The sequence below is a fragment of the Streptomyces sp. NBC_00075 genome (assembly GCF_045041225.1).
GTDB lineage: Bacteria > Actinomycetota > Actinomycetes > Streptomycetales > Streptomycetaceae > Streptomyces > Streptomyces adonidis.
This window is the reverse complement of record NZ_CP108243.1, coordinates 10,590,263-10,612,052: the sequence shown is the minus strand read 5'-3', so window position 1 is coordinate 10,612,052 and position 21,790 is coordinate 10,590,263. Positions and strand designations below refer to the sequence as shown.

General features: G+C 67.7%; 20 protein-coding genes and 3 pseudogenes. 14 read left to right on the top strand and 9 right to left on the bottom strand.

The features are described from left to right. Positions 1–31: 31 nt before the first annotated feature. Positions 32–1,006, top strand: coding sequence for an arabinan endo-1,5-alpha-L-arabinosidase (locus tag OG787_RS46425; protein WP_405539530.1), 975 nt, complete (start codon positions 32–34; stop codon positions 1,004–1,006). Further along, positions 988–2,421: a family 43 glycosylhydrolase gene (locus OG787_RS46420; protein WP_405539529.1), complete on the top strand. Its 1,434-nt coding sequence runs from the start codon at positions 988–990 to the stop codon at positions 2,419–2,421. The genes OG787_RS46425 and OG787_RS46420 overlap by 19 nt, the downstream gene beginning before the upstream one ends. On the opposite strand, the gene lgt is transcribed toward OG787_RS46420, so the two are convergent. Beyond that, on the bottom strand, positions 2,408–3,259 hold the full coding sequence (gene lgt / locus OG787_RS46415; protein ID WP_405539528.1) for a prolipoprotein diacylglyceryl transferase: 852 nt from the start codon (positions 3,257–3,259) through the stop codon (positions 2,408–2,410). The two genes, OG787_RS46420 and lgt, sit on opposite strands and share 14 nt — an antisense overlap. Before the next feature lie 180 nt (positions 3,260–3,439). On the opposite strand from lgt, the gene OG787_RS46410 reads away from it, so the two are divergent. Next, complete coding sequence (locus OG787_RS46410) at positions 3,440–4,681, top strand: sensor histidine kinase (RefSeq protein ID WP_405539527.1); 1,242 nt, start codon at positions 3,440–3,442, stop codon at positions 4,679–4,681. After that, positions 4,678–5,325: a response regulator gene (locus OG787_RS46405; RefSeq protein ID WP_405539526.1), complete on the top strand. Its 648-nt coding sequence runs from the start codon at positions 4,678–4,680 to the stop codon at positions 5,323–5,325. The genes OG787_RS46410 and OG787_RS46405 overlap by 4 nt, the downstream gene beginning before the upstream one ends. A 194-nt stretch (positions 5,326–5,519) precedes the next feature. Here the strand turns inward: OG787_RS46405 and OG787_RS46400 are convergent, their stop codons facing one another. Together OG787_RS46400 and OG787_RS46395 are read right to left on the bottom strand one after the other, a co-directional pair. Then, positions 5,520–5,855 (bottom strand): hypothetical protein, encoded by a 336-nt coding sequence (locus OG787_RS46400; protein ID WP_405539525.1) that lies wholly within the window; start codon positions 5,853–5,855, stop codon positions 5,520–5,522. A 172-nt stretch (positions 5,856–6,027) separates the two neighbouring features. After that, entirely contained in the window at positions 6,028–6,414 is a 387-nt protein-coding gene (locus OG787_RS46395; protein ID WP_405539523.1) for a nuclear transport factor 2 family protein, read from the bottom strand. 1,201 nt (positions 6,415–7,615) lie between these two features. On the opposite strand from OG787_RS46395, the gene OG787_RS46390 reads away from it, so the two are divergent. Genes OG787_RS46390 through OG787_RS46380 form a run of 3 tightly spaced genes read left to right on the top strand, consistent with a single transcriptional unit; the run spans position 7,616 to position 9,734 of the window. Further along, positions 7,616–8,530: an NADP-dependent oxidoreductase gene (locus OG787_RS46390; RefSeq protein WP_405539522.1), complete on the top strand. Its 915-nt coding sequence runs from the start codon at positions 7,616–7,618 to the stop codon at positions 8,528–8,530. Between the two features lie 30 nt (positions 8,531–8,560). Continuing rightward, a complete protein-coding gene (locus OG787_RS46385; protein ID WP_405539521.1) occupies positions 8,561–9,028 on the top strand; it encodes a zinc-binding dehydrogenase in 468 nt (155 codons plus the stop codon). A gap of 25 nt (positions 9,029–9,053) precedes the next feature. Further along, a complete protein-coding gene (locus OG787_RS46380) occupies positions 9,054–9,734 on the top strand; it encodes an SDR family NAD(P)-dependent oxidoreductase (RefSeq protein WP_405539519.1) in 681 nt (226 codons plus the stop codon). Between the two features lie 5 nt (positions 9,735–9,739). On the opposite strand, the gene OG787_RS46375 is transcribed toward OG787_RS46380, so the two are convergent. The 3 genes and pseudogenes from OG787_RS46375 to OG787_RS46365 form a co-directional block, all read right to left on the bottom strand. Beyond that, positions 9,740–10,084 (bottom strand): site-specific integrase, encoded by a 345-nt coding sequence (locus OG787_RS46375; protein WP_405539518.1) that lies wholly within the window; start codon positions 10,082–10,084, stop codon positions 9,740–9,742. A 189-nt stretch (positions 10,085–10,273) separates the two neighbouring features. Further along, positions 10,274–10,432: pseudogene (locus OG787_RS46370) on the bottom strand (hypothetical protein); the annotation flags it as partial. A 352-nt stretch (positions 10,433–10,784) separates the two neighbouring features. Next, positions 10,785–10,931 (bottom strand): annotated as a pseudogene (locus tag OG787_RS46365) (transposase family protein); the annotation flags it as partial. 244 nt (positions 10,932–11,175) lie between these two features. Here OG787_RS46365 and OG787_RS46360 point away from each other — a divergent pair. Beyond that, positions 11,176–11,484: pseudogene (locus OG787_RS46360) on the top strand (helix-turn-helix domain-containing protein); the annotation flags it as partial. 308 nt (positions 11,485–11,792) lie between these two features. Here OG787_RS46360 and OG787_RS46355 read toward each other — a convergent pair. After that, positions 11,793–12,794 (bottom strand): amidohydrolase family protein, encoded by a 1,002-nt coding sequence (locus OG787_RS46355; protein ID WP_405539517.1) that lies wholly within the window; start codon positions 12,792–12,794, stop codon positions 11,793–11,795. A gap of 317 nt (positions 12,795–13,111) precedes the next feature. Between OG787_RS46355 and OG787_RS46350 the strand changes: the two genes are divergently transcribed. The 6 genes from OG787_RS46350 (at position 13,112) to OG787_RS46325 (ending at position 18,128) form a co-directional block, all read left to right on the top strand. After that, entirely contained in the window at positions 13,112–13,930 is an 819-nt protein-coding gene (locus tag OG787_RS46350; protein WP_405539515.1) for an SDR family NAD(P)-dependent oxidoreductase, read from the top strand. Positions 13,931–14,094: 164 nt separating this feature from the next. Continuing rightward, the gene (locus OG787_RS46345; protein ID WP_405539514.1) at positions 14,095–14,955 is read left to right on the top strand and encodes a fumarylacetoacetate hydrolase family protein; all 861 of its coding nucleotides are present in this window, start codon (positions 14,095–14,097) and stop codon (positions 14,953–14,955) included. Beyond that, positions 14,952–15,719, top strand: coding sequence for an SDR family NAD(P)-dependent oxidoreductase (locus OG787_RS46340; protein ID WP_405539513.1), 768 nt, complete (start codon positions 14,952–14,954; stop codon positions 15,717–15,719). The genes OG787_RS46345 and OG787_RS46340 overlap by 4 nt, the downstream gene beginning before the upstream one ends. Positions 15,720–15,860: 141 nt before the next feature. Continuing rightward, positions 15,861–16,283: an HIT family protein gene (locus tag OG787_RS46335; RefSeq protein WP_405539511.1), complete on the top strand. Its 423-nt coding sequence runs from the start codon at positions 15,861–15,863 to the stop codon at positions 16,281–16,283. Positions 16,284–16,448: 165 nt separating this feature from the next. Beyond that, entirely contained in the window at positions 16,449–17,372 is a 924-nt protein-coding gene (locus OG787_RS46330) for a VOC family protein (protein ID WP_405539509.1), read from the top strand. A 159-nt stretch (positions 17,373–17,531) separates the two neighbouring features. After that, positions 17,532–18,128, top strand: coding sequence for a TetR/AcrR family transcriptional regulator (locus tag OG787_RS46325; protein WP_405539508.1), 597 nt, complete (start codon positions 17,532–17,534; stop codon positions 18,126–18,128). Positions 18,129–18,344: 216 nt separating this feature from the next. Here OG787_RS46325 and OG787_RS46320 read toward each other — a convergent pair whose 3' ends face one another. Then, positions 18,345–19,052 (bottom strand): TetR/AcrR family transcriptional regulator, encoded by a 708-nt coding sequence (locus OG787_RS46320; RefSeq protein ID WP_405539507.1) that lies wholly within the window; start codon positions 19,050–19,052, stop codon positions 18,345–18,347. 554 nt (positions 19,053–19,606) lie between these two features. Beyond that, on the bottom strand, positions 19,607–21,073 hold the full coding sequence (locus tag OG787_RS46315) for an MFS transporter (RefSeq protein WP_405539505.1): 1,467 nt from the start codon (positions 21,071–21,073) through the stop codon (positions 19,607–19,609). Positions 21,074–21,790 lie beyond the last annotated feature (717 nt).

Below are 21,790 nucleotides of genomic sequence, written 5' to 3'. Positions count from 1 at the left end.
CCCCTCCCTCCCCCACGCAAGGAGGATCCGCGTGAACCGCACCTCCCGCAGAACCGCTCTCCTCGCCGTCCCCGCGGCGATCCTGCTCGCCCTCGTCCCGAGTTCGGCGTCCGCATATCCGAACCCGGGCACCGTCACCGGCTCGACCGTGGTCCACGACCCGACGATGATCCGCACCTCGTCGGGCCAGTACCTGCTGTACGCCACCGGCGGCGGCATCGCCAACCGCACGTCCACCAACCGCATCGCCTTCAGCGGCGGCGCGGACGCCTTCTCCAGCAGACCGAGCTGGTGGCGCACCTACTCCTCCGTGCCGGAGGCCTGGGCGCCCGACATCTCGTACCACGGTGGCAAGTACCTGATGTACTACTCCGTCTCGTCCTTCGGCTCGCAGAACTCGGCCATCGGGCTGGCGACGTCGACGACCGGACTGCCGGGCAGCTGGACCGACCAGGGCATCGTCCACACGTCGAGTTCCTCGGTCGACTACAACGCCATCGACCCGAACCTCTTCGTGAACGACGACGGCAAGTGGTGGCTGTCCTTCGGTAGTTGGTGGACCGGGATCAAGATGATCCAGCTCAACCCGTCGACCGGGAAGCAGCTCTCGTCCAACACCACCCGCTACTCCCTCGCCTCCCGCCCCACCGGCACCAAGGCCGTCGAGGCCCCGTACATCGTCAAACGGAACGGCTACTACTACCTGTTCGCCTCGTACGACACCTGCTGCGCCGGCACCGGCTCCACGTACAAGGTCAAGGTCGGCCGGGCCACCAGTGTCACCGGCCCGTACTCCGACAAGAACGGCGTCGCCATGATGAACAACGGCGGCACGCCCGTGCTGGAGTCGCACGGCCGGTACATCGGCCCCGGCGGACAGTCGATCATGAACGACGCGGACGGCGACCTGATCGTCTACCACTACTACGACGGCCAGGACAACGGCACTCCGAAACTCGGCATCAACCTTCTGAACTGGAGCAGCGGATGGCCCGTCGCCTACTGACCCTGCTGGCTGCCCTCCTGCTGGCGCTTTCCCTGGGCCAGTCCCCGGCGAGCGCCGCCTCCTTCACCAACCCGGTCAAGGTCCAGAAGGGCGCCGACCCCTGGATCTCGTACCACAACGGCAACTACTACCTGGTGACGACGAGTTGGACCGACGCCATCACCATTCGCAAGTCGACCACACTCGCCGGTCTCTCCACCGCGCCGAGCGTCCAGGTGTGGACGGGGGACGCGGCCTCGCGCTGCTGCAACATCTGGGCGCCGGAGCTGCACTTCCTGAACGGCCGCTGGTACCTGTACTACGTCGCCGGCCAGAACATCTCCGACTACATCCCCACCCAGCGCACCCACGTCCTGGAGAGCGCCGGCTCGGACCCGATGGGCCCGTACACCTACAAGAACCAGCTGGGCAGCGCCTGGATGCTCGACCCGAGCGTGGCGACCATCAACGGAAGCCTGTATCTGTTCGGCAGTGCCAGCGGCGGCACGCAGAACCTTGTCGCCGCGAGACTGTCCAACCCGTACACGGTCAGCGGCTCCTTCTCGACGATCTCCACGCCCACGTACGACTGGGAGCGCTCGGGCGGCACGGTCAACGAGGGCCCGGAGATACTCCAGCGGGGCGGCCGTACCTTCCTGATCTACTCGGCGAGCGGCTGCTGGACGCCCGACTACAAGCTCGGCCAACTGGAGTTGACCGGCTCCGACCCCCTGGCCGCCTCCTCCTGGACGAAGAAGTCCACGCCCGTCTTCCAGCGGAACGACGCGAACGGCGTCTACGGGCCGGGGCACAACGGCTTCTTCAACTCGCCGGACGGCACGGAGAGCTGGATCGTCTATCACGCCAACGACGGCGCGAGCGAAGGCTGCGACAACGGCCGGACGACGCGGGCGCAGAAGTTCACCTGGAACTCGGACGGTACGCCGAACCTCGGTACGCCGGTGCGGCTCGGCGCCTCGCTCGCCGGTCCCTCGGGGGAGCCGTCGTCCGCCTCGACGACGTACACGGTCGTCAACCGCAACAGCGGCAAGTGCCTTGACCTGGCGGGGAGTTCGAGCGCAGACGGGGCCAATGTGCAGCAGTGGACGTGCAGTGGAGGCAACAACCAGCGCTGGCGTCTCGAGGATCTGGGCGATGACACCCACCGGCTGGTCAATGTCGCCAGTGGCAAGGTGCTGGACACGGAGAACTGCTCCTCGGCCGACGGCGCGGACCTGCGCCAGTGGTCCTGGCTGAACAACACCTGTCAGCGGTTCCGGTTCCTCGCCACGAGCGGCGGTTATGTACGGATCGTCAACCAGGCCACCGGCAAGGTCGCCGACGTCACCGACTGCTCCACGGCCGACGGAGCCGATGTACGCCAGTGGTCCTGGCTGAACAACAACTGCCAGCAATGGCAGCTCAAGCCGACCTGAGCGCGCCCTCGTTGGCATGGTCGTCGTAGCCGCTCCTGTCGTCGGGCGCGCGTCGTGTCGCGGTCACGAGGTAGGCGACGGCGGCCGCGAAGACCAGCAGGGCGGTCCAGTCGTTCAGACGCAGGCCGAGGATGTGGTGGGCCTCGTCCACCCGCAGGTACTCGATCCAGAATCGGCCGACGGTGTACACGGCGGCGTACAGCGCGAACGTCCGGCCCCGGTCGAGGCGGAAGCGGCGGTCTGCCCACAGGACCAGGGCGACCACGCCGAGACACCACAGCGACTCGTACAGGAACGCGGGGTGGTAGGTAGCCAGGTCGGGGGTGGTGTCGGGGCGGTGTTCGGGGTCGATCTCCAGGGCCCAGGGGAGGGTGGTGGCCCGGCCGTAGAGTTCCTGGTTGAACCAGTTGCCCCAGCGGCCGATGGCCTGGGCCAGGGCGATGCCGGGGGCGACGGCGTCGGCGTACGCGGACAGCGCGACGCCTTTGCGGCGGCAGCCGATCCAGGCTCCGACGACGCCGCCGGCGATGGCGCCCCAGATACCGATGCCGCCGTCCCAGACGAAGAGGGCCTTGACGGGATCGCCGCCCTCACCGAAGTACGGCTCGCTGGACGTGATCACGTGGTAAAGGCGGGCGCCGACCACACCGAACGGGACCGCCCACAGGGCGACGTCGGCCACGACGGTCTTCTCGCCGCCGCGTGCGGCCCACCGGCGGCCGCCCAGCCAGATCGCGGCGGCGATGCCGAGAATCAGCATCAGGGAGTAGCCGCGCAGCGGCAGCGGACCCAGGTGGACCTCGCCGATGGACGGGCTGGGAATGAAGGCCAGGGGCACTGGTGGTTCCTCACAGGTCGCGGTGGGAGCAGCGGATCGTCGGCCGTGGGGCCGATCGTCCCCTCGGTCGGCGATCCGCACATCGACCGATCGACGCACCCGTCGCCCACCGATCGGTGGACCCGTCTCCCGCCGACCGACTGATCCTCCCGCTACGTGGCCGCGCCTACGCTGAGCGCCATGGCACTGCGACAAACATGGGAGTGGGAGCGCTGGAAGGCCGTGGGGCAGCACGCCTTCTTCACCACCGTGCTCACCCTGACCGTGCTGGGAGCGCTGGCCGGGCAGGACCTTACGGCCGTCGAGACACTGCTGCGGATCGGTCCGGCCCTGGGGCTCGCCGCCTGGTACACGTACTGGATCGTGCTGCGCGGCGGCCGCGATCGGTCGCCGTTGCCCTACCTCGGCGGGGCCTTGGCGGGGTGGGTGGTCATGACTGTGGTGGACCCGGCGCTCCTGCCGGTCGCCGTGGCCGTGCTGACCCCGTACTGGCTGCGACGGGCCTGGTGGTCGGCCGGCGGGGTGCTGGTCCTGGGCGCCGCCTGGTCGTGGCAGCGCTTCACCACGGACGGAACGGACGGATCCGTCGATGTGCGGGCACTCACCGGTTGCGTGCTCGGTATCGCGGTGGCGGTCACCATCGCCTGTTACGTCGCCACCCTCGACCACGAGAGCCACAAGCGGCAGCTGCTCCTGGACGAGCTCACCGCCACCCAGGCCGAACGAGCGGCCGCGGAGCGCCAGGCGGGCACCCTGGCCGAACGCCAGCGCCTGGCCCGCGAGGTCCACGACACGCTGACCCAGGGGTTCGCGTCCATCGCCATGCTGCTGGACGCCGCACGCGACGACCTGCCACCCGGTTCTCCCGTGGCCCGCCGTGTCGAGCAGGCCATGCGGACCGCCAGGGACAACCTCGCCGAGAGCCGCCGCCTCGTGCACGCCCTTCGCCCGGCGCCGCTGGACCGCACGCACCTGGCGGACGCGGTCCGCGAGCTCACCGCCAGGCTGACGGAGGAGACCGGCATCGAGGCCTACACGGTCGTGACCGGCCGACCGGTCGCCCTGCCTCCCAGTACCGAGGGCGAGTTGCTGCGCGTCGTGCAGGAGGCCCTGACCAACGCCCGGCGGCACGCCCACGCGGTGAGCGTGTCGGTCACCCTTTCCTACCTCGTCGACGTCCTGGCCATCGACATCCAGGACGATGGCACGGGATTCGCTCCCGCTGTCCGGCACACCGGCATCGGGTTGACCAGCATGCGGGAGCGTATCGCGGCCCTGGGCGGCCTGCTCGCGGTGGAAAGCGCCCCCGGTGAGGGCACCACGGTCGCCGTCACGGTGCCGCTCCCGGTCGAGCCCTCGGCCCCGGGACCTGCACCCCTGTCCGGCATGCCCGGCGCTGAGCGGATGGCCCCGGCGTCATGAGGACATCGACCGGTCCCGCGATCCGGGTCCTCCTCGTCGACGATCACCCCGTGGTCCGCGACGGGCTCGCCGCCATGCTCGCCACCCAGCCCGACCTCACGGTCGTCGGCGAGGCCACCACCGGCGCCGAGGCACTGCACCGGACCGCCTCACTCGCACCCGACGTCGTCCTGATGGACCTCCAGATGCCCGGCATGGACGGCACCGCCGCGACCGCCGCCATCCGCGCCGCCCACCCCGATGTCCAGGTACTGATCCTGACCACGTACGACACGGACGCCGACATCACCGCCGCCATCGACGCCGGCGCGATCGGCTACCTGCTCAAGGACACCGGACGACACGAGCTGTGCGAGGCGGTCCGTACCGCCGCCCGGGGAGGTGCGGCGCTGTCCCCCTCGGTCGCCGCCAAGGTCCTCGCCCATCTGCGCGGCGACCGGGGTGCCGGCCTTTCCGGCAGGGAACTCGAAGTTCTGTCCGCCGTGGCCCAGGGACAGAGCAACAAGCAGATCGCCCGCGCCCTGCGCCTGTCCGAGGCCACGGTCAAGACCCACCTGCTGCACATCTACGCCAAGCTCGACGTCGGCGACCGGACCGCCGCCGTCACCGCCGCACTGGGCCGGGGCATCATCCGCATCGACTGAGGGCTGAATTCCAGTGATTCAGGCCCTGCGAAATCAACGATTGTGTTTCCGGAGAAAACCCGGCGAGATCTTCTCGGTCCCCCTTCGACAATTGTAGAAACCGGGGCCGCAGATCTCCAGCTGCCGTAGATGTCGCTGCGAGACGCACTGCTCCGTCGGCACAGCCGACCGGCTCCAGGCGCTGCCCACTCTGATCACCGAGGTCGACGGTTGCCAGGGCCTGTCGATCCCAGGCTGGGGCGGGCACTTTCGTCGGCCGGGAAGGAGGTGCGGGTGAGGTTCTCGGAGATCCGCCAGATGCGTTCGGCGTCGTCCTCGCCGCGAAGCCGGGAGTAGACGGCCTGTTCGGCGGGCTCGCCGGACAGGTGCCCGAGTCCGCTGGGACCGTACAGGTGGGCGCCGCGTGCGTCCGGCGAGGTGGCGGCCAACAGGGCCGGAAGCAGCGCGGCCTCGACCGTCCCGGCGAGGATGCCGCGGCGGGCGAGAGCGCGGATGACGCGTACGCCGGCGGTGTCTTTTGCCCGGCCCACCTCGGGGCGCGCGGCCAGGGCAGCAGCAGGCCGATGAGCGCGAGGGTTGTGGCGGCGGCCAGGAACGACCTGGACGGGGATGACGATTGTGATACCAGAGATTCCCAGGCCTCCTGCTCGCCCCGGCTTGAACCCGATGCCCTGATCTATTCAGCGTTGACCAAATGCCCACTCAGAACATGGTGTTGCCGTTCTTCGATGTAGCAGGAATGACCTGAAGTACATCCCAGTGCTCGACGATCTTTCCGTCGTCGTCGAAGCGGAAGATGTCGATCCCGGCGTACTCCTCGTCGGGCCACACCTGGCGGCAGTGCAGGATCACATGGTCGCCCTCGGCGAAGGCGCGCTTGAACTCCACGTGCTTGCCCGGGTACTCGGCAGCCATCCGCTCGAAGTAGTCGATGAATGCCCTCTTGCCGTCGGCCACGTGAGGGTTGTGCTGGATGTAGGTGTCGCCCACATACTGCTCAATGGCTTCCGCCGGTCGGCACTGGTTGAACATGAGGTCGTAGAACGCCTGGGCGGTGGCCTTGTTGCGTTCGAGAGCATCGTCGGTCATGGCAGTCACCCTAGTCGGCACTGCCGCAGGTCAGCACTGTTCCCGGGTGCGGAGGACGCCAGGCGTGCTGCCGGTCGAGTAGGTGAAACACTCGCCGAAGCGCAGGTCGGCTCGGTGAAGCCCCGGCAGTGGCTGATGGTCGCCACCGATAGATCGGTGTGGGCCGGAAGATGCTTGGCCTTCAGTAGAACGCGGGCGTCAATGAGTGCCTTGGCGTGCGGCCCGTGGCGCTCGGCTGGGTGCAGTGGAGGCTGCGCAGCGAGTACCCGGGCGGGTACGGTCGGCGGCCTTGCCGGTGGTGCAGGACCGCTCGCTCCAGCCCATGGTGGAGCGACGCAGTGTGTCACCGCCGCTCGTGCGGTCGGCCGGGTCCTCATCCGGGAGGCGGACGATGCGCAGGAGCAGCGCGCCGAGCAACTGCCGCAGCAGGTCGACGGCGGCCCCGGCGGCGTCCGTCCTGTCAATGGCGCGACAGCAATCGGGGGCAAGTTCGGTCTTGGCCCGTGTCACACTGACCCGCTCGCCGGGCGGAACAGCCCAGTGACGGGGCCGAAGGGGTTGCCCACGCAAGCGAGCACCCCGCAGGCGAGCTGACCTGACTCGCTGAATTGGCGTATCGCATGAGTGAAGACGAATGCTGCCTAGTGACGGAGGACAACATCCGTTTCGATTCCCTGACCGCACATACGGAGCGCACTCCACAACAGCACCCGTGCCCGGTGCGCGGTACTGCGCACCGGCCGAACTCGTGCGCCCCGGCCTCCCGTCGCTGCTCACCTACTGCCTCCCCCTCTGCAATCCAGCATGGCACCCCATCCCCGAAGTGCCGGCACTCCATCCCCCGGGCGATGCCCATAGGGCCGCATCCACCCCACGAAGCAGCTGGTCAACGCCCCCGCAACGCCCGACTGTCAGCGACTCGACAATGATCACGGATTGTCTCGACCTCTCGGTCCGCCTGGTACGGCGCACCCCTTCCCATCGGCCCGCGTGAACCCGTCCTGGTCTCAGCCATGCCGCAGGGCGTTCCCGGTTGCCGACACAGACCGGGGCGCAGGCACGATCGACGCCCGGGTCACGGCTAGGGTTCCGCAGGAAATGAACTGGAGGGAACAATCCGCTTGCCTCGTCCGTTGACTCGCGAGACAGATAAGTTGGTGGTCGTACGACTGGTGGGACCGCCTTGCCGAGAGGACGAGAGATGTTCGCGCTGACTTTCCCGGAGTACGGCCCCCCGTCCGTTCTTGAGGTCGCCACGGTGCCGGAGCCACATGCGGGTCAGGGCCAAGTGCGAATCAAGGTACGTACGGCGGCCGTGAACCCGTTCGACTGGAAGATCAGGGCCGGGTACCTCAAGGACATGATGCCCACCCAGTTCCCGGCGACTGTGGGCAGCGATGCCGCCGGTGTCGTCGACGAGGTCGGAGAAGGCGTGGAAGGGGTGAGCGTGGGCGACGAGGTCTTCGGGGTCGGGCAGAACGCCACGGCCGAGTTCACAGTCCTCGACCACTTCGTCGCGAAGCCCACCGCCCTGAGCTTCGAGCAGGCCGCAGGAATTCCCGCAGTGGCCGAAACCGCACTGCGCACCCTCAATCTCCTCAACCCCGCCGCAGGGCAGACCCTCCTCATCGACGGCGCGGCCGGCGGAGTGGGCAGCACCGCGGCCCAGTTCGCCATCGCCGACGGCGTCACCGTGATCGGCACTGCGAGTGAGGCGAACCACGACTATCTGCGGTCCCTGGGCGTAGTACCTACCACCTACGGTCCCGGCCTGGAGGCCAGGGTGGCCGAGCTGGCGCCAGGCGGTATAGACGCGGCGCTCGACACAGCGGGCAAGGGCTCCCTGCCGGACCTGGTGAAGATCACGGGAACTCCGGACAAGGTGGTCACCATCGCCGACTTCTCCGCAGCGGAACATGGCGTGCGGCTCACCACCGGCATGGGAGAAACCCAGCCACAGCTCGCTCTCCAGAAGGCCGTCCAGCTCTTCGAGCAGAAGAAGCTCACCGTGGCCGTCGACTCGGTATTCCCTCTGGAGGAAGCCGCCAAGGCACACGAACGCAGCGAAGGCGGTCACGTCAGCGGCAAGATCATACTGACCGTGACCCGCGACTGAGCACGACTGTTCCACTGGTGTGTCGGAGGCGTGGGGGCACTGACCGTGCAGCTCCCCGCCGCCCGCGGCGCGACGGTCATCGCCACCGCCTGCCCCGGGGCCGAGGCCGACTTCGTCACCGCGCTGACCGGCGCCTGGGTGCACCTGGTCGACTTCACCGGCGACCTGGACACCCAGGTCCGCGCCATCGCCCCGGGCGGCGTGGACGCCGTGCCGCATCTGGCGGGAGATCCGGCCCAGCTCGCCGCCCTGCTGCGGCCGGGCGGCAGGATCGCCTCCACCTTCGGCTTCGGCCCCGACGACACCGGCCAGGACTTCACCGCGCACTCGGTGATCGCCAGCGCCAACCCGCAGACCCTCGCCACTCTGGCCGACCACGCCGCCACCGGCGCGCTCCGCGTCCCGGTCACCGCCACCTACACCCTGGAGCAGGCCCCTGCCGCGTTCGCCGCCTTCGGCCGCGGCGCTCTCGGCAAGCTCGCCGTCACCTGCTCCTGAACCACCGGAAAAGAAAGAGCTGATCATGCCTACCATCGCCATCGTCGGGGCCGGCCCCGGCATGGGCCTGTCCATCGCCAAGGTCTTCGGAGCCCGCGGCTTCGACGTCGCCCTGATCGCCCGCAACCAGCAGAAACTGGACGGGCTGGTCGCCACTCTCGCCGAGCAGGACATCACGGCAGCCGCGTTCACCGCCGACATCATGGACCGGCCCGCGCTCACCGCCGCTCTGGAGGCAGCCGCCGAGCACTTCGGCGGCATCGACGTGCTGGAATACTCGCCGGCACCGCACACCCCCACTCCCGGCGTCGAGATCGCCGGACCGCTGGAAACCACCCCGGAGAACCTCCAGCCCCAGATCGAGTACAACCTCTACGGCGCCGTGGCCGCCGCCCACGCGGTCCTGCCGGCCATGCTCGACGCGGGAGCTGGCGCCCTGCTGTTTACGACCGGCGCCGGGTCCGTGACCCCCAACCCGATGATGGGCAACGTCAACGCCGCCTCCGCCGCCCTGCGTAACTGGGTCCTCAACCTCAACAATGTCCTGACCGGCAGGGGCGTCTTCGCCGGACACCTCGCCATCGGAGTCTGGATCGGCTCCGGCGGCCCCGAAGGCATCCCTTCCGCCGAAGCCGATGACATCGCCCCCCTGTACTGGGACCTGTACGAGAAGCGGGACAACGCCGAGTCCGTGTACACCGGCTGACCCGCTCATGGAACGCGGCCCGTGTCCAGGTAGGACACGGGCCGCAGCGCATTGCCTGTCCTCACCGCGACTTCCCCCTCGCGACCCGACGGCGGCAGCTGCAGCCAGACGACGTACTCACCCAGGTCCTCCAGGCGGACCTCACGACAGTCCAGGCCACGGTGGGCCAGGAACGTCCAGTAGTCCTTGACGTCGTAGGCGTAGGCCCTGACGGTGTTCGGCGATCTGTCGACGTCCGTCAGATAGGCCAAGTAGCGCTCGATCGGCTCCACCGGGACGTCGTCGTCCCCCCCCAGCACCGTCCACGAGTCCACCCGCACCGTTGACAACGCGACGCGCTGTACGAGCATGGTTCCTCCCCTTCATCCACGTCATGGATGAAGGGGGGATAACCACGTCACAACCCCAGCTCACAGGGGTTCCAGCAGCCTTGCTGAACATCGAGAACAGGTGCCAGAAGGCTTGAGACAATGGCCAAGACCGAGCGCGAGAACATCCGCTAGACGCAATGCCGTGACTCTGTTGGCGATCTTCAGGGGTTATCCGGTGGCTGCGGTGCAGAGGGTGTGGAAACGGCTTGATCGTGTGCGTCCTCGGGGTGTTTCGGCAATCCAGTCGGCGGTGCGGGTGAGGTTGCAGGCCATAGCGGTGAGTACGTGTTGAACATGCGTCTTGGCGAGCCCTCGGTAGCGGGTGCGGCGTAGGCCGTTGCCCTAACTCACCAGCATCTACCGGGCTCTGGCCTAGCACGAGAAAGACCCAGGCGTACCCCGAGGCCGCCGAGACGGCGCACGCCGACCTCGCCGACCTCCTAGCACTCTGGGCGTGTGCAGTGCCCGTTCGGGTAGGGCCCGTATCAGGCGCAGCAGCGTGGAACGGCTCGCCGGAACCGCGAGCGTGTCCCAGCCGGGCCCCCGCCCGGCCGGCCAGCATCAGCGCCAGCTTCTGCAACACCACCTGCAGACCGGCACTGCGCCGGCCGTAGCGGAAGATCAGCCCGCCGACCTGCTCGGCGAAGGCTGTCTGCGGACACGCGCCCTCACCGCAGCGGAACCGACAGGCCTGTAACTCGATCACCACCCGGCGGTGCCCAACCGCGCTGTCCGCAAGGCGGCGTACATACCGGCTGTGCACCCGCGCGGACTTCACCCCGCAGCCAGAACACCCGGCTCGCTCCGCTGTTGCCCGGGCCCGCACGACCAGCAACTCGCCTTCCACCACTACGTTTTCGATCCGAGCACCATCGACCCGGTGAAACCACGGGTTCTCAAGGAAGACATCACCCACAGCCGTTCATGATCGCGGTTTCGGTGCCCCTCCGTCCTTCCGACACTGAAGGTGATCCAGAACCTGAAAGCTGGCCGCTGAACGGCGGTGCAGAAGCGACCCACCCCACGGTCGTCTGACCATCCTGATCTTGTTCGAGGATCAGGATGAGAGGGTGATTTCCGTGGAGGACTGGGCTGAGATCCGTCGGCTGCACCAGGCCGAGGAGATGCCGACCCAGGCGGTCGCCCGGCAGCTGGGCATCTCGAAGAACACGGTGAAGCGGGCGCTGGCCACCGACCGGCCGCCGGTCTACCGGCGGCACGCGAAGGGCTTGGTGGTCGACGCGGTCGAGCCGCAGATCCGCGAATTGCTGAAGCAGACTCCGACGATGCCGGCCACGGTGATCGCTGAGCGGATCGGCCGGCACCGAGGCATCACCATTCTCAAGGAACGCGTGCGCGAACTGCGGCCCGCGTATCTCCAGCGTGTGCAGACGGCGTACCCGAGCAGCCCTGCCGCTGGGTGACCACAACGGCAGGGCCGCTCGGGCACAGGTCTTTTCGAGCAACTCAGCCGAAGCATGTGAGAAGACACCGGACAGGGCGGAACGGGCAAAGGCCGCACGGGCCAGGCTTGACTCGCAAGTCACCTGACCCGTGCGGCCGTTCTCGCGCCTTGAGGCGAGCGCCTCAACGGCCCGGCGACTTATCTAGCAAATGGTCCGTCCCGGCTTGTTCAGTCGACGCCGATCTCCAGCCGGCCGTTCCATTCGCTCGCCGGAGGCTAGTTTCAAACAATATTCTTGAGCAGCTTGAGGGCGTTGCCGCTGCGGATCTTCTCCCGGTCCTCGTCGACCAATCCGAAGCCGTCGGTCAAGTCGCCGGAGTGGCTGTCCGAGCCGGAGAAGTTGTCCCCGTACAGCAGGTGGTCGACACCTACGACTTCGGTGACGGCCCGGCGCATCGCCGGGTGGTGGACATCCAGGTCGTAGTAGAAGTTCGAGGCGTACTCGATGACGTCCTTCTTGTTCTTCGAGTCCGGCGCCATCGTTTTGTTCGTCTCGTTGAACCGCCACAGCTGGTAGGGGATGAACCCACCGCCATGCGTGATGTAGACCTTGAGCTGCGGGAAGTCGTCCAGTACGCCGCCGTTGACAAGGTGCCAGAAGAAGAGTGTCTCGTCGTGGTTCATGCCGATGATGGACGTGGTGTCGTACGGGTCCTTCATAGCATCCTTGCCCCAGTTCACCGACTGGTTGTAACCATGGACGAAGATCAGCACGCCCAGCTCGCTGGCCTTCTCCCACAGCGGCCGGAACGCCGGGTCGGACACCTCCTTGCCGCCGAAGTTGGCGCCGCCCATACTGACGCCGGCCGCGCCCAACTGTGTGACGGCGCGCTCCAGTTCGGCCGCGGCGGCCTTCGGGTCCTGGGCGGGAATATGGGCCCAGAAGTTGAACAACCCCGGGTTGCTCGCGCGGTAGGCGGCCAGACTGTCGTTCACCGTCCTCGCGTACCGGATCGCATAGTCCGGCTCGGTGTGATAGCTGACCATGTGGAACGGCAGTGACAGCACGACCTTGTCGATACCCGCCTTGCGGAACGACTCGGCCCGCACCTCCGGCGAGAAACTCTCCTCGTAGTACTGATCCAGCGAGGGCGCGTAGTCCACCTTGGTACCCAGGGACCAGTCACCGACACGCAAGGTGCCCTGGTCCCAGAACGGCCCCCAGTGCGGGTGCTGGTTGAACATCTCCTTGGTCAGCTGATGCGCATGCAAGTCGATAAGCACGATCAACTCTCCTCTGCGGGTGGGGTGAACATCGCACCGCCCGGGCGCAATGAACACTAATAGTTACAGGTGTCTCACCGTGGAGCACGCCAAGCCCTTGACCGTCAGGCCCACGCCGCAACGGCAACCATCGAGGCCCGAATTCGAGCAGCTAAATTCAATCTCCAGTCGAGACTGTACACACAGAGCTGAATCTGTTCAACTTGCCTCACCTTCAGGGTCGACCTGAACGGAAGGCGCATAATATGTCCATTACGCGCATGCCCATTACGCGCAGCTTGAGGTGATGGGCGCCCCCGCGAGGAGGAATGAGCAACATGGCTGAGCTCGATGGCAAGGTCGCGATCGTGACCGGTGCCGCGTCTGGAGTAGGCGCGGCGACCGCCCGGGTCCTGGCCCGGGAAGGGGCCGCTGTGGTGGTTGCCGACATCAACGCCGGCGGCGCCGAAGCGGTCGCCAAGCGGATCCGGGCCGCCGGGGGCCGAGCGGTTCCGGCCGTCACCGACGTCGCCGAGGAGGCACAGGTGGCCGCCATGGTCGATGTCGCGGTACGCGAGTTCGGCCGCCTTGACCTGCTGCACAACAACGCCGCGCTCGCCGGCCCCGAGGTGATGACTCGTGACACCCTGATCACCGAAATCGACCCCGAGCTGTGGGACCGCGTCATGCGGGTCAACCTGCGCGGCTACGCCCTCGGGGCCAAACACGCCATCCCTGCCATGCTCGAAAGCGGCGGCAGCGGAGTCATCGTCAACACCTCCTCCGGCACCGGACTGCTGGGCGAACCCAGCCGGTCCGCCTACGGCACCTCCAAAGCCGCCATCTTCGGGCTCACCCGCAGCATCGCTACCCAATACGGCAAGCAGGGCATCCGCTGCGTCGCCCTGGCCCTCGGGCTGATCGCCACCGAAGCGCTCAAGGCCAACTTCGCCCAGCCCGTCCAGGACATGATGACCAGTCACCACCTCACTCCACGGCTCGGCGAACCGGAGGACGTCGCAGAGGTGGTCAGCTTCCTCGCCTCCGACCGCGCAGCTTTCATCACCGGCTGCGCCATCCCCGTCGACGGCGGATTCACCGCTCACACCGCGTCCTACGCCGACGAACTCCGCCTCCTCGAAGCCGCGGAGGGCTGATGTCCGAAGGCTCGGTCGACCGCTCTGCGCAGTTCGGCGGATCCCGGGCGCGGGCTCTCACCCACCTCCCCCGCCGTACGCGCGGACCGTACGGCGCCGGCTGACCACGACGCCCCGCTCAACGACCTTCCCACCCCCACAAGCAGCTGAAGGAGCCCCGAACCATGAAGATCGGTCGATGCCACGACGGCAAGGCGGCCTTCTGGGCCGTTCTGGACACCTCGGCGGCCATCGCCCGCCCGCTGACCGGAACGTTCTCCGAGTGGGCCCCGGCACTCACCGCCGACCTCTCCGCCGAGCCGCCCTGGGCCGGGCCCGAACGCCCGCTGAAGGGCCTGCGCCTGCTGGCCCCCGTGGAGCCCGGTGCCAAGATCGTCGCCGCCGGGGCGACGTACGCCAAACACGTCGACGGGCTCGGCCTGCAGATGCCCACGCAGCCCGCGGCCTTCCTCAAGCCGTACGAATCGATCATCGGGCCCGACGACGAGATCGCCTACCCGGCCCTGACCACGCAGCTCGACTACGAGGCCGAACTGGTTGCCGTGGTGGGCGCCGAGCGGATCGGGAGCCGATCGGCGGCTCTGGACAGTGTGCTCGGCTACACCGTCGGCAACGACGTGTCCGCGCGCGACCTCCAGTTCGGCGGCGGCGTCACCGGGATGGACATGTTCTCGGCGAAGGCCCTGGACCGCACCACCGGCATCGGCCCCTGGATCGTCACCCGCGACGAGTTCGGCGACGACCACCCGGACCTGGAGATCGGGCTCACCGTGGACGGCGAACCCCGCCAGAAGGACCGGACATCCAGCATGGTGTGGGGAGTCGGCGAACTGCTCGACTACGTCGACGCTCGCAGCAGCCTGCACAGCGGCGACATCCTCTTCACCGGTACGACCGCCGGCGTGGCACACGAGACAGGGCGCTATCTGGAGCCGGGCCAGACCGTACGGGTGACGATCGAGCGCATCGGCGCGCTGACCAACACCGTGGGCCCCCGGCCCACCGGGGAGCGGGCGCCGTCGTGACGACCGCACCTCGCCTGGACGGCCGTGTGGCCCTCATCACGGGCACCGGCGGCGGCCAGGGCAGGGCGGCGGCGTTGCACTTCGCCGGGCAGGGCGCGCTGATCGTCGGCTGCGACCTCGATGCGGAGTCCGCCGAGGAGACTGCCGCCGCGGTCAAGGCCACGGGCGGACAGATGACGACGAACGCCCCCGTGGACCTGGGCGACAGCGCCGCCGCCCGCGCATGGGTGGAGCGGGCAGCAGCCGCGCACGGCCGGATCGACATCGTCTACAACAACGCCTCGGCCACTCGTTTCGGACCGGTGGACATGCTGTCCGACGACGACTGGCGGTTCACCATGCGCAACGAGATCGACCTGGTCTTCCATGTCACCAGGGCGGCGTGGCCGCACCTCGCCGAGCGCGGCGGAGTGATCATCAATGTCGCCTCCATGGCCGGACACATCGGGAGCCGAACGGTCCCGATGCTCGCGCACGCGACGGCCAAGGGCGCGATCCTCGCCATGACCCGCCAACTGGCCGCCGAAGGCGCGCCTCACGGGATACGCGCGGTGACCATCAGCCCCGGGATCATCGAGACGCCCGGCACGACCGCCCAGCTCACCGACCCGGCCGTGCGCACCGCGCTCATCGCGCAGAACCTCCTCCCCCGCCTGGGGTTACCCGAGGACGTCGTCGGCCTCGCCGCTTTCCTCGCCTCGGACGACGCGGCCTACATCACCGGAGCCGACTTCGTCGTCGACGGCGGTATGTCGGCGATCTGAGGGCCTGGGCGATCCCGCCGCGAGAGCGGCATCGGCGTCAGTAGCCGTGCCGTCGACCGCACGCAGTTCATGGGTTGCCCCCCTCGGCCGCCGAGCACTCCGACGGCTGATCAAGTGACATTCCGACCGAAGGATCCCCTGGTGACTCATGTCGACTGCCATGTCTGTCAACTCGGCGCAAAGGCCTCCGAAGACCAGATCGTCTACAGGGACGACTACTGGACTGCGGCAAGCTCCGTAGCCGTACCCGGCTGGATGATGCTCTTCCTCAACCGCCACAACGACGGGGTCTGGGAACTCGACGACACGGAAGCGGAGACGTTCGGTCGGCTACTGACGAAGCTGTCCAAGGCTATCCGGCAGGCCTGCGCACCCGAGCGCGTCTATGTCATGTACGCCGGTGAGAACGCCTTGCACTTCCACGTGATGCTGATGGCGCGGGGCGCCGACGTTCCCGAGGAGTGGCGAGGCGGATCGTTGCTCGGCCATCACGCCGATCTGGTCGATGCCGACGAGGCAGACCGTGTCCTCGTAACCGTGCGTGAGACATTCGCCGCACTCTAGCGCCGGGCGGGCCGCATTGCATCGGCCTGGATTACATCGACACCCCCAAAAGGGAGACAGAGTTTACAGTCTGCGTATTATGTGTTCATCTGGACGTATACCGGAAGGTATGCGGGAACGCCGAACCCACGACAGGCGGCTGGCGGGCAAGAAAGGAAGATTGCGATGGACATCTTGGGGATTGGCTACATCGGCGTGGAGTCGCCGAATCACCGGGAGTGGACCACCTTCGGCCCGGAGGTGCTCGGATTGGGTCTCGCGGCCGCACGGGAAGGCGACGAGAGCGTGTACCTGCGGATGGACGACCGGAAGTATCGGATCGCCATCCATCCGGGAGAGACCGAGCGCGTGGCGTACATCGGCTGGGAGGTCGCCAACCGCCCCGCGTTCGACGCCGCGATCGCGAAACTCGAAGCCAATGGCACCGAGGTCACCATGGGCGACGAGGAACTCGCCGGAAGGCGCGCGGTGTTGGAGGTCGCCCGCTTCAAGGACCCGGTCGGCTACCAGCACGAATTGTTCTTCGGACAGCGCTTCGCCCCACGCTCGTTCGTCCCTGGTCGGCCGCACGGAGGCTTCGTCGCCGACGAGCTGGGTGTGGGACACATGGTCCTGATCACCCCCGAATATCCCCCGGAGCTGGACCACTTCCTGTCCGAGGTCATGGGCTTCCGTTGGTTCGGCCAGGGATTCAACGGCAAGCGGGGCCAAATCGGTTTCTACGCGGCCAAGCTGACCACGCTCAGCCACAGCATCGCCTACATAAAGGTCCCGGGGCACCGAGGACTGCACCACATCGGCATCGGCGTCAACGACCTCGACGACGTCGGCATCGCCAACGACCTCGTCCTGGAGCGCGGCACCGGAATGGTGAATTCCCTGGGCCGCCACACCCAGGACCCGGTGATCTCGTTCTACCCGATCACACCCAGCGGGTTCGCGTTCGAATACATGAATGGCGGCATGACCAGCGACTCCTGGGGACTCATCGGCGAACGCAACCCGGAGAGCGTCAGCATCTGGGGGCACAAGCCGGTCTCGCCCGGAATGCCGAAGAGTGTGCTGCCGGTGGACAGTGCGGCCCACTGACGCCGCCGGCCGGGCGGGGGCAGCCGCTCCACCCCCCGCCCGGCCTCGGGCCAGGGCATCACTGCGCGCCTGGTAACAGGCCGACCCGAGCCGTCTCCCACTCCCCCTGTTCTGGTCGGATTGAACAGATCATGACTCATCTGATGGTAAAGTGGTCCGGTGGCCTCGAATAGCAGCACACCCGAGAAGATTGCCGAAGGCGCCATCCGCGCCATGGGCCGTTACGGAGTGCGCAAGTTCTCGATGAGTGACATCTGCACCGAGGCCGGTGTCTCCCGAGGCACGCTCTACAGGTACTTCAAGAGCAAGGACCAGGTCCTGGAAGCAGTCGGTGAGTACGTCGACCGCACTTTTCGCACCACCCTCAAGGACGCCGTCACGGGTCACCCCGACCCCGAGGACCGCCTGGAAGTCGTACTGCAAGCCCTCCTCGACTACCGCACGACCCATCCGGACATGGTGCGAATCGTGGACGCGGAACCTTCGTTCGTACTGGACTTCCTCTCCCAGCAGTTCGCCACCCTGCTCGCGATCATCTCGGAAGCCCTGGACCCTGTCCTCAAGGGAGCCCCACCCGTACGCGACGGCACTCTCACCAAACGACAACTGGCCGAGATGTTCATCCGTCTGACCCTGTCCGTGTATCTCGTCCCGTCGTCCGGTTCCGACCAGACCGCTCGGCGCGTGGCCGCCCTCTGGCGATCCGTGACTGCCACCCCTGAATCAACGGCCCGCCTCACCCGCGCTGCGGGCTGAGCACAGCCAGGCGCTCGACTCCGCGCGATCCTGGATGTCGCCCGACATGGGACCGCCCCTGCACCACGGCTCCAGGCTCCTGCCAGCTCATGCGGTCACACCAAGGCCTCTGCGCTACCTGCTTTTGGGGTTCACCATCCCCGATGGCCCACGGACACGCGTCCGCTGCGGGCCCCTGCCTCTGTCGAATACGCGTAATTCAGCGGGCGCGGGTGTTCACCCCGTACCGCGGCCGGGGAGCAGCCGGAGTCCCAGGCCCGGCCCCTGAGCAGCGGGCGCTGTTGCCCTCGTATCGGAATCGGGCACGCGGCCGCCGACGAGCGCCCGGAACGCATCGACCCGCTCAGTGAGTCCACCGAGTCGGCCACCGGGGACGAAACTGTCCGCCATGACGATGCGCAGCAGCATCTCCGCAGCCTCCCGACTGGTGAGCGCCCCGGTCCACACCGCCTTCGAACGGTCCACGACCGGAGCCAACGCCCACTCGATGACCTGGATATATTCCACGAAGTGCCGCTGTACGTACGCAAGGACAAACCCGAGCTCCCGCTCACGGATAGCCTTCGTCTCCGGAATGAGGTCATCCATGGACAGCATGCTCTGCATCACCAGACGCACCCGGTGGTCAGGATCGGGATCCGCCCGAATGGCCTCGCGCAGGGCCTGCTCCCAGTATTGCCGCAGCCGCGCGCCCATACAGTCCAGTACGGCTTCCCGGCTGCTGAAGTACCGGTAGACGGTGGCGCGAGAAACACCCGCAGAGACCGCGATATCGTGCACCGAAAGCCCGCTCACGCCGCGACGGCTCGCCGCCCGGAGCGCACCGGTGACGATGCGCTGGACCATCTCCGCTTCCCGAACCGTCTTCGGCTTCTGCACCAATCTGCTGCTGGCCTGACGGACATCATCCCCGGTCGCGTTCATACCGTTGTTCCTCCGCCGCCCAGGCGCGGAGTTCGCGCCGCAGCTGACCGGCAGGTCATGGCGCGTGCGCACAGTACGGCGACGCGGCGTCATTGCCGGACACGTAGGGACGATCAATATTCTTAGCGTCCCGGTAACGACCTTATGACCGGGAGACAGCCACGGTCAATCTGTGCGCAAGGCGCAGGTCGCCCGCAATGACCGTCGCGAATTCTCGGGTTCGATCGGTATCGGCGCGGCCGGCGTGGTGGACGAGGTCCGCGGCCTAGCGGGTGTGAGCGGGGGCGAGGTCTTCGGAGGCGGGCAAAACGCCGCCACCGACTTCACAGTCATCGCCGCGCCTACGGGCAGACGCTCCTCGTCGACGGCGCGGCCAGGGGGGCGGGCAGCACCGCGCCCCAGCCTAACCATCGCGGACTACTCCGAAGCGGAACATGGCATGCGGCTCAGCACCAGCATCGGCGAGTCCCAGACGCGCCACGCTCTCCAGAAGGCGGTCAGCAAGATCCTGCCCGCGCACAGTGGCAGCCCGAGGTCGAGCCGTCGCGGGCCGTTCAGCGCACAGGGGCGAGTGCTGAGTGGTCGGCGCCCCTCGGGATCAGCCTGGTCGACAGCCCGCCGAGCAGCACCAGCCCGGCGCAGGTGAACGCAGCTGTCCGGAAAGCCGTTTCGGTCGGCGCACCACCATGAGAGGAGGCACTCGTGGTCAGAATGGCCGCGAGTGCCTGCACGAGTATCGATCCGCCGATGAGCCGCAGCGTGTAGTTGGCCGCCATCGTCACGGCGGTCAGCGATGGTTCGACACCCCGGATCACCAGGTTGGCGACGGCCGCACTGCATATCCCGAAGCCGACGCCGCCGAGGAACAGCGCCACGGCCACCATGGCATGGGTCCCGTGGAAGAGCGCGATCATCGTGTACTCCACGAAGAAGATGGCGAAGCTGGCTGCCAGCATCGTTGTGTGGTCGATCCTGTTCTTGAGAACGTTCGTCAGCGGGCCACCGAGCAGAATGCCGATGCTGCCGGCGAGCATCAGTGTTCCCACGTCAGTGGCCGTCTGCCCCCAGTTCCAGTCCGTCCTTACCGCTCCGATCACGACGAGCTGTGGGATCAGGAAGTTGGCCCCGAGGCTGCCGACGCTGTCGGCCAGGGCCGGTAGGTTGAGCGACCACACGGCCCTGCGGGAGAGCGCGCGGAGGTCCACCATCGGATGCTGTACGGTCAGCTCCGCCTTCGTGAAGGCGGCAGCACCGAGCAGGCTCAGTGCCAGGCACATCAACCCGTTCGATGACAGCCAGCCCCATTCGGTGCCCTTGCTGATGTACAGCAGCAGCGGTACGAGCGCGACCGCCAGCAGGAGCGAGCCGTACCAGTCGACGTTCTTGCGTCCGCCGGCGGCCGACGGCTTGAAGTGGTACACCGTGGCGAGCAGCAGCAGTACTCCGATCGCCGCGACGATCGCCACCGACCAGGCCAGCCAGTCCAGTCCCAGGTTGTCGACGATCCGTCCGGAGAAAAGGAAGCCGAATCCCCCGCCCACCCCGAAGACCGCACTGAGCAGGCTGACGCCCAAGCCGACGCGCTCGGGGCGGAGCGCGTCCCGGACCACGCTGAGCGCCAGCGGCACGGCGGCGACCGTGGCCCCCTGCAGCACCCGGCCGATGATCACGACCGTGAGATTGGGAGCCGTCGCCGAGACGACCGCTCCGATCCCGGTGACGGTGATGACGACGACAAGCAGCTTGCCCCGGCCGTACAGGTCACCCAGCCGGCCGGCGACCGGTGTGATCACCGCCGCGAACAGGGTGTGGCCGGTGAGCAGCCAGCTCACATCGGAGATCGGCTTGTCGTAGTGGGCCGCGAATGCCGGCAGAGCGGGCGAATAGAGCGACTCAGCCAGCAGAAAGGGCATGGCGGAGAACATCAGAGCGGCGATGACGGCGAATTCACGGAAGCCCGAAACACCTCCGCTCTCCGGGGAGTTTTCGCTGACGTCATCGGACCGTTCTTGAATGGTCATGGGTGCGGCTCCTTCGCGCGTTCAGCACGGTGGGGGAACAGGAGGGTTGTGCGGATGCAGCCCGTGGGTCCGGCCTGCGGGGCGTCGGTTCGGGTCGGTCGCTCCGGGTCTGTCATGGGTGGCCGGATACGGCGGGTATTCGTCGGCGAACTCGATCGTGCCGTGCGCAGGGGTCGCCATGGCCTCGGCGGCCACTTCGGTGGCCCGCTGTCGCACGGCCTGGTCGTTGGTCAGGAGCCGCTGGACCGCTCGGGCCCGATGGTGTGACGCTGCGTCAGCGACCGTTGCCCGGTTGCGGCGACCAACGGCGTACGGAACGGGGCGTGCTCGCCCCGGACGCACAGCCGAGAGTCCCGCCGCTCGGCGTCGCAGCGGGCAGACTCAGTTCCGCCTTGCCGGTCGGCTCCGACGTTGTCGCCCGGCGGTCGTGTACCAGGTCCCATCGGCGCCGAGTCGCTGCCGGAGGTCGCCGCCCACCTGCCGTACGGCCGAGGCGCCCGCCTCTCCAGGCGGGTCCCAGCGCCCTCGGGCGCTTCGGTTCAGGCCCGCACCGGGTCCAGCACGGGCGACCGGCCTTCGAATGCCACGGCCGACGCCCCGGTCCGGAACTCGGCCAGAACACCGTTCGCGGACGGCAACCGCCGGGGTGCCTCGGCCGTGATCCGCGTGTCGGGGCACGGGCGTCGACCACGGAGGGGGTGAGCACGTTCCTCCGCT

Bases quoted from the DNA above. Each gene is read 5' to 3' on its own strand.
- OG787_RS46420 (WP_405539529.1), top strand. From the start codon at position 988: ATGGCCCGTCGCCTACTGACCCTGCTGGCTGCCCTCCTGCTGGCGCTT.
- OG787_RS46405 (WP_405539526.1), top strand. From the start codon at position 4,678: ATGAGGACATCGACCGGTCCCGCGATCCGGGTCCTCCTCGTCGACGAT.
- OG787_RS46390 (WP_405539522.1), top strand. From the start codon at position 7,616: ATGTTCGCGCTGACTTTCCCGGAGTACGGCCCCCCGTCCGTTCTTGAG.
- OG787_RS46315 (WP_405539505.1), bottom strand. From the start codon at position 21,073: ATGACCATTCAAGAACGGTCCGATGACGTCAGCGAAAACTCCCCGGAG.
- OG787_RS46410 (WP_405539527.1), top strand. From the start codon at position 3,440: ATGGCACTGCGACAAACATGGGAGTGGGAGCGCTGGAAGGCCGTGGGG.
- OG787_RS46350 (WP_405539515.1), top strand. From the start codon at position 13,112: ATGGCTGAGCTCGATGGCAAGGTCGCGATCGTGACCGGTGCCGCGTCT.
- OG787_RS46395 (WP_405539523.1), bottom strand. From the start codon at position 6,414: ATGACCGACGATGCTCTCGAACGCAACAAGGCCACCGCCCAGGCGTTC.
- OG787_RS46345 (WP_405539514.1), top strand. From the start codon at position 14,095: ATGAAGATCGGTCGATGCCACGACGGCAAGGCGGCCTTCTGGGCCGTT.
- OG787_RS46380 (WP_405539519.1), top strand. From the start codon at position 9,054: ATGCCTACCATCGCCATCGTCGGGGCCGGCCCCGGCATGGGCCTGTCC.
- OG787_RS46320 (WP_405539507.1), bottom strand. From the start codon at position 19,052: ATGAACGCGACCGGGGATGATGTCCGTCAGGCCAGCAGCAGATTGGTG.
- OG787_RS46330 (WP_405539509.1), top strand. From the start codon at position 16,449: ATGGACATCTTGGGGATTGGCTACATCGGCGTGGAGTCGCCGAATCAC.
- OG787_RS46375 (WP_405539518.1), bottom strand. From the start codon at position 10,084: ATGCTCGTACAGCGCGTCGCGTTGTCAACGGTGCGGGTGGACTCGTGG.